Origin of the sequence: Duganella sp. Root336D2 (assembly GCF_001425005.1) — a bacterium.
Classification (GTDB): Bacteria; Pseudomonadota; Gammaproteobacteria; order Burkholderiales; family Burkholderiaceae_D; genus Rugamonas.
The window spans coordinates 292,962-306,852 of record NZ_LMDB01000001.1; the positions used below are offsets into that span (position 1 = coordinate 292,962).

Here is a 13,891-nt window from a genome sequence, read left to right on the forward strand (position 1 = left end):
GCGGCGTCCATGTCAGGCCTGCTTCAAGGGAAAGCAACCCGGGCCGGACGGCTCGAACTGCTTGTAGGTGAGGATGAATTCCTGGTGGCCCAGCGCTTCCGAACAGCTTTGCTCGCCATTTGCCACGCGCGCCACCAGGTCGACGATCTCGCCACCGACCTGCTGCAGCGAAGCCTCGCCAGCGAGGATGCGGCCGGCATTCACATCCATGTCGTCCGCCAGGCGCTCGTAAGTGACAGGGTTGGCGCACACCTTGATCACCGGCGAGATGGCCGACCCCACCACGGAGCCGCGGCCGGTGGTAAACAGCGTCAGGTGAGCGCCGCAGGCAATCAGTTCGACGATCTCCGCATTGTCGGAAATGTTGGGGAAGCCAAAGCGCACCTCGCCATCGGGCACCACGTCCAGCAGGTACAGGCCGCCGGCCGCGGGCTGGTCGCCCGGCTTCAGGATGCCGCTGATCGGCGAGGCGCCGCTCTTGGCGTACGCTCCCAGCGACTTTTCTTCCAGCGTCGTCAGGCCGCCGTCGGCATTGCCGGGCGCAAAACTGCCGTGGCCGAGCACGCTGTAGTAGCGGGCCGCCTTGTCCACGCAGGCCACGATGGCAGCGCCCAGCTCCGGCGTGGCGGCGCGCCGCTGCATGTGGAATTCGCAGCCGACCAGTTCACCGGTTTCTTCAAAAATGCAGGCGGCACCGGCAGCAACCAGCTGGTCGAATGCCACCCCGACGGCGGGGTTGGCGGTAATGCCGCTGGTACTGTCCGAGCCGCCGCAGATGGTGGCCACCACCAGCTCTCCAGCGGCCATCGGTACGCGCTGCTGGGTTGCCAGCGCCTCCAGGGCCCAGCGCACCCATTCCACGCCGTCCGCTACGCTGCTGCGGGTGCCGCGGTTCTGCTGGATGGTGATGGTGTGCACCGGCCGCCCGCTGGCGGCTACCGCCTCCTGCAGGCCGCGGCGGTTGAAGCTTTCGCAGCCGAGGGAGACGATCAGCGCAGCGCCTACGTTCGGGTGGCTCGCCAGCCGCTTCATCATCGTGTCGGCGTATTCGTTCGGGTAGCAGCCAGGGAAGCCGATCAGGTGCACCTCCTGCCCGGGGAACGCATTGACCACCAGGCGCGCCACGTGATGCGCGCATTCGACCGTATAGGCAACGGCGACAATATTGCGGATGCCCTTGCGACCGTCCGCGCGCGGGTAGCCCGTCAGGGCTGGCATGGTTGTGCTCATGATCAATGGCCGCTTCCGATAAAGGCGTGGGCATCCGGCCCCAGGGTATAGGTGGGTATGTAGTCGCTCGCCAGGTTATGCGTGTGCAGCATCGCACCGCGCGCCACTTCGGTCGTGACGCTGCCGATCAAGGCGCCGTAGCGCAGCACCTTGTCGCCGCTGCGCAGCGCGCGGCGGGCCACCTTGTAGCCTAGCGGGATATCCTCCTGCAGCGCAACGGGGACGCCATCGATGTCGATGATCGCGCCGGCAGCCAGCTGCACGCGGGCGATCAGGCAATTGTCTTCGGCTGACATCAGCAGCAGGGGTGCAGCGGGCTGCGAGGCGATCGGCATGGCAGCTTCCTTTCAGTCCATGTGGAACACGGGGGCCATCATCGCCCAGTGTTCGCCATCGGCGCGGCTGGCCAGGGGCACCTGGCAAGGGCTGCAGAAAGTCCACCAGCGCCGGGTCTCGGCGTGCGCCGCAACCAGCTTCATGTCGGCTGCAAAATCATCGCCGTGGTATTCCCAATAGCCGAACAGGAGATTCTCCGGCTCACGCAGGAAGATCGTGTAATTGCGCACCTTGGCTTGCTGCAGCGTCGCCAGCACCTGTGGCCAGACGTCCGCATGCAGGACCTTGTACTCCTCTACCTTGTCTGCCGCGAGCCCGATCACCATTCCCATTCGTTGCATTGCACCGCCCCTTTTGTACGTCATATATTTCGTCCAACGCAGCTTGTTGCAAAGATTGTGCAAGCATCGGCGCTTGCCCCGCAATTGCTAAAATCACCAAGGAATGGAACGATATTTCTTATGCACGCATTCAGCGCACCGCAATGCCCGCAGCCGGTGAATCGAGCTGCAAGGCGATCACGGTATCGATCGGGTCCGGTGCGCCGGGCGGCGCCGTGATTGCCAGGCCGCTGGCGGACTGCTTGAAGTCCACTGCCGCACCTCCCAGCAGGGTCGCCCGCAGCACCTTGGCCGGTATCGCCGGCAGCACCAGCTTCGCGCCCGGCCAGCGCAAGACATGGAGATAGATCGTATTGCCGCTGCGCGTCGAGCTGCCATACTCTCCCGGCAGGAAGGGCCCGCCGCGCGTGCCATAGATGCTCTGGCCATACTTTTCCAGCCAGGCGCCGATCTCCCGCAGGCGCTGCGCCTGCTCCGGGTCGATCCTGCCATCGGGACCGGGGCCGACATTCAGCAACAGGTTGCCGTCGCGCCCCGCGACATTGGCCAGCAGCTGGATGTAATGCTTCAGCGGCTTGGGTTTCATGTTCGGCTGGTATCCCCAGGCACCGGCGATGGTGGTGCAAAGTTCCCATGGATGACGGTCGTCGTAATCGCCAAGCGCACCGTCGCCTTCGCGCGAATGGAAGTCTTCCGGCATGTCGGCACGGCCATTGACCAGGACGTTGGGCTGCAGCTGCCGAAGCCTGGCGTAGACCTGCTCGGAGCGCCAGCTGAATGCTCCGGCGTAGTGCTGCTCCGCCGCCCGTTTTTTCCAGCCCACGCCCCACTCCGCGCCGGCCCAGTCGCCGCCAAAATTGAGCCAGTCCATTTCGCCGCCGTCAAACCACAATACGTCGATCTTTCCGTAATTGCTGAGCAGGCGTTCAACCTGGCGGTGGTATTGGCTGCGCATGGCCTCCGCACTCTCGCGCTGCAGGTCCGGGAAGAAGAAGCCGGGATAGCGCCAGTCGAGCGGGGAATAGTACAAGCCCACGCCCAGCCCCGCCTTGCGTACCGCCTTGACATAGTCCGCCACGAAGTCGCGGTGCGCGGCGCTATTGACGCTCGAGAACCGGTTGTCGCCGTCGTCGAACATGGCAAATCCATCGTGGTGGCGGGCGGTCAGCACCGTGTACTTCATGCCCGCTGCCTTGGCCAGCTGCGCCCATTCGTCGGGATTGAAGCTGGCGGGGCGGAACTGGTCGGCCAGCTTGGCATATTCGCCCACCGGGATGCGCTCGTTCCATTGCACCCACTCGCCGCGCCCGGGTATCGCGTACAGTCCCCAGTGAATGAACATGCCGAAGCGGGCCTGCCGCCACCAGTCGATGCGGGACGGTTGGCCGGCCTGCCCCGCCGGCATGTCCGGCGCCGCCTGGGCCGCCGGCGCAAGTGCCGGCATGGAAATCGATGCTGCCAACAGCAGCTGCATTGCCAGAGCGGGCACACGCTGTAAAACTGGGTTCATAGCCGTCCTTCATTGGAAGATGAGCGATTGTGCAAGCGGCCTTGCATTGCTGGCAATTGCTAAAGTCACCAACTCATGGAACGAAAACTCACATCGGATCGCGGCCCTCGCCGCCTGGGGCCTGCTATGATGGCGCCCATGCCCGAGACCACCGCTCCATTCGCCGCCCCTTCCTTCCTTCGCCAGATCAGCCGGCCGTTCCTGCGCGACCGCTTGATGCACCTGCTGCTGGCGGCGGGTATCATGCTGTCGTTCCTGTCGCCGCATCCGATCGCAGAGTATGGAAGCTGGGTGGACTGGCACACCATCGCAACCCTTGCAGGGATGCTGTTGCTCACCACCGGCATCGAGGCAAGCGGATACCTGGAACACCTCGGGCGCCTCATCATCAATCGGCTGCAGCAGGAACGGGTGCTGGCGATTTTCCTGGTCTCGGCGTCGACGCTGCTGTCCACCGTGCTGACCAACGACATCGCGCTCTTTATCGTGGTTCCCCTGACCGTCAGCCTGTCGGGCATCGGCGGCCTGCCGATCGGCCGCCTGGTCATCTTTGAAGCATTGGCGGTGAATGCAGGCTCGCTGTTGACGCCGATCGGCAATCCACAGAACATCTTGCTGTGGCAGCGCTCCCACCTGTCATTCACCGACTTCACCTGGCAAATGGCGCCGCTCGCACTGGCGATTTTCGTCGTGCTGCTCCTCGCAACCTGGTTCTGCTTCCCGCACAAGACAATCCATGCCGAGTTGAAGGATGATCCCGCCTCCTACCGGGCCGGGCTGCTCAGGAGCTGCGCCCTGCTCTACCTCGCCTTCCTGGCGGCGGTCGAACTGAGGCAGCCGGGCTGGGGCCTGCTTGGCGTGGCAATCGCAGTCGTGCTGCTTTGCCGCGAGATCATTGCCAAGGTCGACTGGAGCCTGATTGTCGTCTTCATCCTGATGTTCATCGACATCCGCCTGCTGTCGCAGATGGACTTCATCCAGCGCGGTGTCGCAGCAATCCCGCATTTCTCGCAGCTTGAACTGTTCATGTCAGCCCTGCTCGGGTCGCAGCTCATCAGCAACGTGCCGGCCACCATCCTGCTGGTCCAGTATTCGACGGCCTACAAGGTCATTGCTTACGGCGTCAACGCGGGCGGCTTTGGCCTCGCGATTGGCTCGCTGGCCAATATCATCGCGCTGCGCATGGCCCCCGAGCGTCATTTATGGCTGCGTTTCCACCTGTATTCCTTCCCCTTCCTCATTGTGTCGGGCTTGATAGCCTGGGCGCTCCTGCCCTAGCGCGCATCGGCCACCAAACGCAGCAGGGCTGAGCCGTGCGGTGCCAGCGCCTGCCGGATCGCCCCATGCACCGGCGCCAGGTCCTGGCGCCGCCACAGGTCCCGCACCGACACGTTCCTGTTGCCGAGGTTGAGGCGCGACAGGTCGAAGTCGATCCGCACCGGCGCATCCTCGGTGTTGAACAGGGCCAGGTAGTGGATCCCTTTGCCGCGGGTCGCTTGCGCACTCCAGATGCGTGTGCCGGGTTCGGCGCGGTGCGGCCGGTTCTGCTGGCTCTTCTGGTTTACCGCCAGCACCTCCGGGTTCGTCAGCAGGGCGAGCGTCGCGGCGTCGAGGCGCCGCAGGTCGCCGCCCATGATCAGCGGCGAACGGGCAATGCTCCACAGCGTCATCAGGGTTTGCTGTTCATCGGGCGTGAATTTCGTGTCGCGCTCCCCCATCGCCAGCCGGCCCAGCGGCAGCATGTCGGCGTCCGGCCAGGAGTTTTCCGCCATGAAGGGATTCCAGTTTTCCAGGCGTTCGAACTGCTCCTTCAGCAGCTTCCACTCATCCCAGAAGTCATCCGAAATGCGCCACATCTGCGCATAGTGCGGCACGTGGTTGGCCCATTTGAGGTCGGTTTCCCCGGGCGAGATGCTGAGGGTGATCGCCCGCCCCGACGCCTGGATCGCTTTGTGCGCACCTTCAATCTCGGGCCAGTTCTTGTCATAAGGGCGGGCCAGGTCGTCCATCTTGACGAAATCCACGCCCCACGACGCATACAGCTTGAAGATCGAGTTGTAATACTCCTGCGCGCCGGGCTTGCTCATGTCGATACCGTACATGTCGCCGTTCCAGGCACAGGTCGAGCCGGTGTCCGCAATATCCTGTGCATGCAGGCTGGTGCCCAGGATCGGCGTATTCATCCGCACCGCCTGGCGCGGTATGCCGCGCATGACGTGGATGCCGAACTTCATGCCCAGGCGGTGGATCTGCTCCGCCAGGTCCTTGAAACCTTTGCCCTGCGCGGCCGACGGGAAGCGGTTCGGCGCCGGCAGCAAGCGGCCATACTCGTCCATCGTCAGTTCGGCATCCTTGCGATATTCGTAGCCCTTGGCATTCGGCTCATACCACTGGATGTCGACCGTGAAGATGTCATAGCCCGACGGCAGCAGCTTGTGCGCCATGATGCGGGCATTTTCCAGCGCCTGCGCCTCGCTGATGGTGGTGGCGAATGAGTTCCAGCTATTCCAGCCCATCGGCGGGGTTGGTGCCAATGCCGTGCGGCCCCCGCCTTTTGGGGCCGACGCCAGCGCGGCGCCAGGCAGGGCAAGGGTGGCGGCCGTGGCCACGGAGGAAGTGAGGAGTCGGCGGCGAGGCAGGTTTGTCATGGGATCAGGGTCCAGGAATCAATTGATGGGTTGCTAAGGGGTTTCATTGGGAGAACCGCACGGCCATGGCTTTGCCGTCGTAGCGCACGGCCCTTGCGGCTTGCGCCATGCCGACGCCCTTGCCATTGGCGGGGTCGACCAGCACCAGGTTCAGGGTGCGGGCTTTCACCATGCCGGGGAAGCTGCCTTTGCGGGCGCCAATGGTCAGCACCTTCGCCTTGTCGTTCCAGCCAAGCTGGACGCGGGCGGCTTGGCCCCTTTCATAGGCATAGGTCTGGTTGTCGTCTTCGTACAGAGTGAAGCTGCCGTCGGCGCCCGGGTAAATGCGGATTTCGTAAGGCGCATCCGGCTGTTCGGTGGCGTACTGCAGCACCGGTCCCATAGGCAGGATGGCGCCGGCACGCACATAAAGCGGCACGATATCCAGCGGCACCTCGCGCACCACGGCCTGTCCGCCTTCGTGGCGCTGGTTGCTCCAGAAGTCATACCAGGCCGTCCCTTTCGGCAGGTAGGTGCGCATGCCGGCGTCCGACACCGGCCTGCTTTCCGCCAGCGCCCGGATGGCGCTTGGCGTGCGCCAGGCCAGGCGCAAACTACGGTCCGAGGTGGCCTGGTAGTACTCGAGCGTGAGCTTGACGCGCTGCCCCTTGCGCAGCACCTGGCGCGAACTGGCCAGCCGCTTGCCGCCGTTCTCCCAGCGCTGGAGCACCAGCGCACCGTCGAGGAACAGGCGGTAGCCGTCGTCGCCTTCGATGCCGATCTCGTACTCGCCATCCTCCGGCGCTTCCAGCGTGCCGTTCCAGCGCGCCGAGAAGTCGTCCAGCCGGCTCAGTCCGGCCGGAATCGTGGCCAGCGGCGGCGCCGGCCATGAATGGTCGATAACCTTGTCGATCACCTGGCCTTTCGGCGTGTCGAAGTTGCGCCCTTCGAAGTACTGTCCCGCCAGCCCCGGCTGGCCGTCCGGCGTGCGCAGGTAATCGGCCGGGATGGTAGCCGGCGGTGGCGGCTGGATGCGGTACATCGGCCGCGTGACCGGGTGCACCAGCAGCGACGGACCGAACATGAAGGCATCATTGATGCCGTAGGTCGCCTTATCGTCCGCAAAATCCATCGGCAAAGCGCGCATCAGCGTGTAATGGTCGCTGGTCACCTTGGCGCTCAGGCCGTAGATATAGGGCAGCAGGCGGTAACGCAGGTGCACGGTATCGAGCAGGGACTTGTAGACTTCCGGATCGAGCGTCTTGAAAATGTAAGGCTCGCGCTCGATGTCCGTGCCGTGTACGCGCATGATCGGGTTGAATGCGCCATACTGGAACCAGCGTGCGAACAATTCGCGATAGGCCGGGTCTTTCTCGCCGCCCGGGAAATCGCGGGCAACGAAGAAGCCGCCGGTGTCCTGGGTCCAGTAAGGGTTGCCGGTGATGGTCACGTTGACGCCGCCGCTCACCTGCTTGCGCAAAGTGTCCCAGCTCGAGAAGATATCGCCGGACCACGATGCGGCGGCGGTGCGCTGCGCCCCGGCCCAGGCCGAACGGGTCAGCGTGAACACGCGCTTGTCGCTGGTGGCGCGCTGGCCATCGTAGGTGCCCTGGGTGGTCAGCAGCGTATAAGGATTCAGGTAGCGCGCGAAGTCGCCCAGCGCGTTTTTCCCCAGCGCCTTGATGTCGGCTTCATTCTTGCCCGCATCCCAGGCGGCGGAACCAACCTCCACTTCGGTGCCATCCATCCACAGCGCGTCCACGCCCTTGTCGAACAGGCCCGACTTCGCGTGCTTGAAGTAGATCTGGCGTGCTTTCGGGCTGTAGGCATCGTAGACACGCGCCTTTTGCGAGATCCAGTGCAGCGGTTCGAAGCGCAGGCCGTATTGGTCCAGTTCCCGGGCCAGCGCCGTGTCATTGCCCACCGACGGCCAGATCGAGACCATCAGCTTCAGGTTCAGCCCATGCAGGCTGTCCGCCATGCCGGCCGGATCGGGAAAACGCACCGGGTCCCAGGTCATGCCGCTCCAGCTGCCGTCCTTGTCGCTGCCCCAGTACTGCCAGTCCTGCACAATGTAGTCGAGCGGGAAGCGCTCCTTGCGGAAGGTTTCGGCCACTTCGACGATGCGCTGCTGGGTGGGGTAGCGCTCCTTGCTCATGAACAGGCCAAAGGCCTGCTTCGGATACATCGGCGCGGCGCCGGTCAGGCGGCGGTACTCGCCCACCACGCCGTCCATCGAGCGGCCGCCCATGAAGTAATAGTCGACACCGCCAGGTGCGCTTTCGGCCCACAGCCTTGCACCTTCCGCGCCGTCCTGGAAGCGCATCCTGGAATAGGTATCCCACAGGATGCCGTAGCGTTCGGACGACATCATGACGGGAATGATGATGCCCAGGTTGGTCTGCACCAGCAGCAGGTCCTGCTTGCGCCGGTTGACGGCGTCGCTGTCGGTATAGCCGAAGCCAAAGATCGCCTCGTCCGGCTTGAGGATGAAACGGTTCTCCACCTCGTAGGACGGTGCGCCCGAAATCTCGACCGCCCTGACCGATTGCGGCTGCTCCGCCTCATGCGTGTACTCACGGCCGGCGCCATCCATGAATCTCAGGGCGCCGGTCTTGCGGTCGATGGATATGCGCAACTGGGCGCTGCTGATGACCAGTGTATCCGCGCTTTCCTGCAGTTCGAAGGCGACCCTGGCCGGCTTGCCGACTACCACGATGCTCGGGCTGGTCCAGTGGTTTTCGCCCAGGTTGGCATTGACGCGAACCGTGCCGGGACCATAGAAGATGACGTTCTTGGTGATCCCGCCGACGCGGAACTGCACGCCGTGCTGCAGGCGCACGTAGCCGAAGCCATCGCGGGCGGCGATAGGCAGCGCCAGCAAGTGGCCGTTCTTATCCAGTCCACTGCCAGCCGCTGCCGCGGCCTTGGTACACGGGGCCTGCTTGCAGGCGGCGTGGGCCGGTGCGCCCCAGACAGCCGCCAGTGCCAGCGACGCGGCCAGCACAGTTTCAGGGAGATGTTTCATGAATCCTCACGCTCAGCGGAACACCGCGACAAAGCCGCCGCGGGGCTTGAGCGTCACACGCGTCTTGCCGGAGGCCAGTTCCTTCTGGCTGAACTCGCGCGGTCCCGCGCCATCGGTGATCATGACACCCTTGCGGCCGCCGATGAAGGACAGGTCCAGCTCGACAGTGCGCTCGCCCTGGTCGGCATTGATGCCGGCCACATACCAGCTTCCACCCGCCTTGCGCGCCACGACAACGTGCGAAGCCGGATAGCCCGCGAGGAAGCGGCTGTCATCCCAGCGCCGCGGCAGGTCGCGCAGGAAGCCGCGCACATAGTCCGGCACCGTCGCCATCCCTTCCGGGATCTCCGCGAAATGCTGGATGCCCGACAGGAACAGCACCGACTGGGCCAGCTCGAAGCCGTTGCGGGTGATGCGCTTGATCTGCCCCATATCGCCGAACACCATCGGCGTGAAGTCCATCGGGTCGAACAGGTTGCGGATCATGGCGGCGTTTACCGCATGGCCCGGTACGGCATCGTGCTCCTTCTGGTCGAAGGTAGTGAACTCGAAACCACGGATGGCTTCGGCCGTCATCAGGTTCGGGAAGGTTCGCTCCAGGCCGCGCGGCAAGGTGGCGCCATGGAAGTTGACCAGCAGGCCGGCATCGGCGGCATCGTTCAGGATATCCACGTAATACTTGATCATCGAGACGCCATCGCCACCAAAAAAGTCGACCTTGACGCCCTTGATGCCCATGCTGCGCAGGCGCGCGAATTCCTTTATCCGGGATTCATGCGTCAAAAGCTTGTCGCGCGGCGTCTGCGGCGCCGCATTCCAGGCGCCGGCGGAGTTGTACCAGGCGAGCAGGCTCACACCCTTGGCGGCGGCATAGCCGGCCAGCTCGGCCATCTTGTCATAGCCGATCTGCTTATCCCATTCGGCGTCGACCAGCGTATAGTCCCACTTCATGTCGGCCGCATAGTCGATAAACTTCTTCTGTACCTCGAATACCGTGGCGCCATCCTTGAGCAGGGGCCAGCTCCAGGATGCATGGCCGGGCTGGACCAGCCTGGAGTCGAACTTGATCGCCGGCGCAGCAAGGTCGGTGCCAAGGGTGGAGTTCATGACGGTGTCGAGCGCTCCCACTGCGATCACGCGCCACGGAGTGGTCAAGCTGCCCTTGGTTTCCGCCAACAGTTTGCCATTGGTGAAGACTTCCTTTGGCGTCGGTCCATCGATACGGTACACGCCACCTGCCGAGCTGGTCGCCAGGCGCGAGGCGTGGAAACCGCCGTCCATATTTGCTTCTGTCAAGGCCACCCAGGTGTCGCCGCTGCGGAACAGGGCCGGGAACACCCAGCCTGATTTCAGCGGGGCTGGCTGTCCAACCGGAATGTCGACCTGATAATGCTCCTCGTAGGAAGGGTTGGTCCTGCCCCAGCCGCTCTTGGCCACTGCCATCGGCTGCAGGAAGGCGCGCGACTTGGGATCGAAGGCGAAACCGGTCGCCTCGCTGACGAAACGCTTGGCAGGGAGCGCCGGATCGGCAACGATATAGCGAAATGCCACGCCGTCGTCCGAGACACGGAACACCACATCCATCTTGTTGCCGGCCGCGTTAACCAGGGAGTACACCTGCTCATTGGCGCGATACTGGATCTCGCGACGCTTGCCAACCGCCATTTCATACTGGTCGGAGACCAGCTTGACCGGCGAAGTGTTCACCAGTTTCAGGTCATGCGATAAATCGGCACCGGCCAGCTTCAAACCCAGCGGTGAAGGCAGCAGCACTGCATGCCCATTGCGCTTGACGGTATATGACAACGTCTTGTCCGGGTTGACGGCAACCGATACGTCCAGTTGCCGGTTCGGGCTCTCCAGCGCAAGCACCGCACCGCTGGCCAAGGCCAGGCCCAGTAACACACTCAGTTTCTTCATCTTCATATTCGTCTTCGTTGAGCAGTAAATCATTCAATCATTCCCATCGCAATTGCACGACCTTGTAGCCGTTATCCCGGATGGCATTCAGGAGAGCCGGAAGCGCCTCTGCCGTTGCCGCGTTCGCATCGTGCATCAGGACGATGCCGCCGCCGGCGGCGTGCAGCCGCTGCACCAGGCGCTCCACCAGCGCAGCACTGCGCATGTCGTTAGGCTTGTAGTCGTCGATGCCTACGTCGACCGAGGCCACTGTGATCTTGCGCTCCTTGAGTACCGCCAGGGTGGCAGGTGTCTCTTCCAGGAAAGGAAACCTGTACGCCGCCGGGGCATGACCAAAGACGGCGCCAAAAGACTGCATTCCCTGCTCCAGGTCAGCCAGTTGCGCGGCCGTTGTCATCGACTTCAGCGACGGATGCGCAAAGCTGTGCAAAGCCGGGGTATGGCCGGCCCGCACCACGCGCTGCCCCAGCTCCGGGTATTTGGCGAGATTGGCTCCGGTCATGAAGAAGGTCGCCTTCGCGCATTGCGCTTCGAGAGCTTGCAACACGCGGTCAAGAGTCTCCGGGAGCGGGCCGTCGTCAAACGTAAGGACTACCTCGCCGATCTGCAAAGGCAGGGGTCCGTACTGCACCGTCCCGTAAGCCGCGTACTCATGCTTCAGCGTCAGCACGCGCGACGTGCCCAATGCGTCCGGGCCGCACGCGCCGGCAGCGCTGCCGCTGCCGGCGGCAAACAGCAGGAACAGTGTCCAGGGCAACGCTAACGACTTCATTTCACCTCCAGTTCGAATCCATTGGCAGGCAGGTCGTCCGCGCTGAACAGGTTGATGAATGGCGCGTCGGCCCAGGCGTAGCGTACTTTGCTTATGCCCGGTGTCGCGGCGCCGTGCAAGGTGACCGTGTCGCCGCTGGCAGTCGCGTGGGCGTATTTGCACGCGTCTTTCCCGCAGACCTCGAATCCGATCGCCGTGTCCGACGAATAGGTGCGCAGCCCGCCGTTGGTATCGGCAAATCGGATCACGATGTCCTTTCCGCTGCGGCGTGCGGATACTGCTTGCGGTCCGCCTGGCGTGATCGCTTCACCGTATGCGACCACCCGGGCGGCCCTGGCCAGGCGTGCGCCGACGATCGATTTCTGCGCCGGATGGATATCGGAACGGTCGCCGAAATCGAACGTCACGGCCAGGCCTGCGTGCGGATCGTTGCGCACCGCCGCCGACTGTGCCTCGCGTAGTTCGGCCCACGCAGAATAGCCAGGCCTGGTCGCCACCGACCCGAATGAGGTCAGCTGCGCGACCACGAACGGCAGGCCAGGCTGTGCAAATGTCTTGCGCCAGTCGTCGAACAGCAGCGGCAGCAGGCGACGGTACTCCCGCGCGGCGCCAGCGTTTGCCTCGCCTTGGTACCACGCCGCCAGTTTGAACTTGTACCCCCGCAGCGGTGCGAGCATGCCGTTGTACAGCGTGGTCAGGCTGGTCGGCGGTTCCCATGGCGTAGGGGGCTGGGTAGCCTTGAAGCGGGACCCGATCTGGTACTTCCAGCGCGCCGGCAAGACTATCCTTGAACCGTCCGCCGTCAGCAGGACCCGCTGGTCCGCCGGGCTCAGCAGCCCACCGCCGTTATCGTCGTCCAGGACGCGGACCGCGATGACGTTCCGTCCCGCCCTCAGCACACCCTTCGGCACCGCGTACTCGCGCCCAGACCACCAATTGGTGCTGGCGCCAACCCGCACCCCATTGACCCAGGTGGTGTCGGCGCTCGCAATCTGCCCAAGCAGTAGCTGCGTCACGCCAGCGGCCTGCTGCGCGGTCAGATCGAGCGTGCTACGGAACCATGCGACACCGCGATGTTTTCTGACCGCTTCGATGCCGGATTCGCTCCAGCGCCCGCCCGGTTCCATCCCTGGCCAGGCGCTGTCGTCAAAATCCGGCCCGGCCCAGGCCTGCTGCGCGCGGGCGGCTGGATCGACGCTGGCCCACCAGGCTTCCTGCCGCTCTTCCTCGGCACGCATGCCCGCTGCCACATCAGCTCCATACGCATCCACCACGTCCAGCGCCTGGCCATAGCTGCCAGACTTGCGCATGGACTCACCGCTGATCCAGCTCTGGATCGAACTGCCGCCCCAGCTGGCATTGACGAAACCGACCGGAACCCCGTACTGGCGGTGCAAGGTGCGGGCCATGTAATAGCAAACGGCGGACGCCTGGCCGGTGGACTGCGCTCCAGCCACCTGCCATTGCGGCGCCGTCTTGAATTCATCACGCAGCACTGGCGAGCTGTCGCGCACGATATTGGCGAAGCGGATGTGCGGATTGGCAGAGAAGGCGACATCCATCGGCGCATTGGTTGCATTGGCCATTGGCAGCTCCATGTTCGACTGCCCGCCGCACAGGAAGACGTCTCCCACCATGATGTCATTCAGGGTGGCAGCACTGCCGTTTGAGCTGACGCCCAACACATAGGGCCCTCCCGCCGCCATGGCCGGCAGTTCGGCGCGCCACTTGCCGCGGCTATCGGCCGTGACTTGCACCGTCCCGGTGCCAAGCGTCACGCTCACGATGGCGGCAGGCGCCGCCCGGCCCCAGGTCACGATGGGCTGGCCGCGCTGCAGCACAGCATGATCGCCGAAGATCGCGGCGAAGGACGGGGCCTGTGCCGCGGCAACCGGCGGGGCGCCAGCGGCAAATGCAAACGTTCCCACGGCTGCGAGCAGCATTTGCTTGATGTGATGCCTGTTTATTGACGATTTCATTCGTTGCGGTCTACCGGCTGGCTGGATCAACCTCATTGTGCGAGCGGCGCCAAAGCGGTGGCAATTGCGAAAGTTAACAAGCAGGCCAACGATATTTCGCACTTTCCCCCAAAACGCACGGCATCGCTTGCCCGGGCGGTCGAATGTA

General features: G+C 64.0%; 10 protein-coding genes. 1 reads left to right on the forward strand and 9 read right to left on the reverse strand.

What is annotated here, in order from left to right; genetic code table 11:
• Positions 1 to 12: 12 nt before the first annotated feature.
• The 4 genes from ASD07_RS01115 to ASD07_RS01130 form a co-directional block, all read right to left on the reverse strand.
• Positions 13 to 1,218: a UxaA family hydrolase gene (locus ASD07_RS01115; RefSeq protein ID WP_229207016.1), complete on the reverse strand. Its 1,206-nt coding sequence runs from the start codon at positions 1,216 to 1,218 to the stop codon at positions 13 to 15.
• 14 nt (positions 1,219 to 1,232) lie between these two features.
• Complete coding sequence (locus ASD07_RS01120) at positions 1,233 to 1,565, reverse strand: UxaA family hydrolase (RefSeq protein WP_055923921.1); 333 nt, start codon at positions 1,563 to 1,565, stop codon at positions 1,233 to 1,235.
• A 12-nt stretch (positions 1,566 to 1,577) separates the two neighbouring features.
• Positions 1,578 to 1,907: an L-rhamnose mutarotase gene (locus tag ASD07_RS01125; protein WP_055925194.1), complete on the reverse strand. Its 330-nt coding sequence runs from the start codon at positions 1,905 to 1,907 to the stop codon at positions 1,578 to 1,580.
• A gap of 130 nt (positions 1,908 to 2,037) precedes the next feature.
• A complete protein-coding gene (locus ASD07_RS01130; protein ID WP_082507038.1) occupies positions 2,038 to 3,417 on the reverse strand; it encodes an alpha-L-fucosidase in 1,380 nt (459 codons plus the stop codon).
• 138 nt (positions 3,418 to 3,555) lie between these two features.
• On the opposite strand from ASD07_RS01130, the gene ASD07_RS01135 reads away from it, so the two are divergent.
• Complete coding sequence (locus tag ASD07_RS01135) at positions 3,556 to 4,695, forward strand: SLC13 family permease (RefSeq protein WP_055925198.1); 1,140 nt, start codon at positions 3,556 to 3,558, stop codon at positions 4,693 to 4,695.
• On the opposite strand, the gene ASD07_RS01140 is transcribed toward ASD07_RS01135, so the two are convergent.
• Genes ASD07_RS01140 through ASD07_RS01160 form a run of 5 tightly spaced genes read right to left on the reverse strand, consistent with a single transcriptional unit; the run spans position 4,692 to position 13,707 of the window.
• Positions 4,692 to 6,065 carry a glycoside hydrolase family 27 protein gene (locus ASD07_RS01140; protein ID WP_055923928.1) on the reverse strand — a complete coding sequence of 458 codons (1,374 nt, stop codon included), beginning with the start codon at positions 6,063 to 6,065 and terminating at the stop codon, positions 4,692 to 4,694. The genes ASD07_RS01135 and ASD07_RS01140 overlap by 4 nt on opposite strands.
• A gap of 43 nt (positions 6,066 to 6,108) precedes the next feature.
• Entirely contained in the window at positions 6,109 to 9,072 is a 2,964-nt protein-coding gene (locus ASD07_RS01145) for a TIM-barrel domain-containing protein (protein ID WP_055923931.1), read from the reverse strand.
• Between the two features lie 12 nt (positions 9,073 to 9,084).
• Positions 9,085 to 10,998, reverse strand: a complete 1,914-nt coding sequence (locus ASD07_RS01150; RefSeq protein ID WP_156397803.1) for a glycoside hydrolase family 97 protein — start codon at positions 10,996 to 10,998, stop codon at positions 9,085 to 9,087.
• Positions 10,999 to 11,029: 31 nt separating this feature from the next.
• A complete protein-coding gene (locus tag ASD07_RS01155; protein WP_055923934.1) occupies positions 11,030 to 11,764 on the reverse strand; it encodes a polysaccharide deacetylase family protein in 735 nt (244 codons plus the stop codon).
• Positions 11,761 to 13,707, reverse strand: coding sequence for a sialate O-acetylesterase (locus ASD07_RS01160; RefSeq protein WP_082507039.1), 1,947 nt, complete (start codon positions 13,705 to 13,707; stop codon positions 11,761 to 11,763). The genes ASD07_RS01155 and ASD07_RS01160 overlap by 4 nt, the downstream gene beginning before the upstream one ends.
• Positions 13,708 to 13,891 lie beyond the last annotated feature (184 nt).

Bases quoted from the DNA above. Each gene is read 5' to 3' on its own strand.
- ASD07_RS01115 (WP_229207016.1), bottom strand. From the start codon at position 1,218: ATGCCAGCCCTGACGGGCTACCCGCGCGCGGACGGTCGCAAGGGCATC.
- ASD07_RS01120 (WP_055923921.1), bottom strand. From the start codon at position 1,565: ATGCCGATCGCCTCGCAGCCCGCTGCACCCCTGCTGCTGATGTCAGCC.
- ASD07_RS01125 (WP_055925194.1), bottom strand. From the start codon at position 1,907: ATGCAACGAATGGGAATGGTGATCGGGCTCGCGGCAGACAAGGTAGAG.
- ASD07_RS01130 (WP_082507038.1), bottom strand. From the start codon at position 3,417: ATGAACCCAGTTTTACAGCGTGTGCCCGCTCTGGCAATGCAGCTGCTG.
- ASD07_RS01135 (WP_055925198.1), top strand. From the start codon at position 3,556: ATGCCCGAGACCACCGCTCCATTCGCCGCCCCTTCCTTCCTTCGCCAG.
- ASD07_RS01140 (WP_055923928.1), bottom strand. From the start codon at position 6,065: ATGACAAACCTGCCTCGCCGCCGACTCCTCACTTCCTCCGTGGCCACG.
- ASD07_RS01145 (WP_055923931.1), bottom strand. From the start codon at position 9,072: ATGAAACATCTCCCTGAAACTGTGCTGGCCGCGTCGCTGGCACTGGCG.
- ASD07_RS01150 (WP_156397803.1), bottom strand. From the start codon at position 10,998: ATGAAGATGAAGAAACTGAGTGTGTTACTGGGCCTGGCCTTGGCCAGC.
- ASD07_RS01155 (WP_055923934.1), bottom strand. From the start codon at position 11,764: ATGAAGTCGTTAGCGTTGCCCTGGACACTGTTCCTGCTGTTTGCCGCC.
- ASD07_RS01160 (WP_082507039.1), bottom strand. From the start codon at position 13,707: ATGCTGCTCGCAGCCGTGGGAACGTTTGCATTTGCCGCTGGCGCCCCG.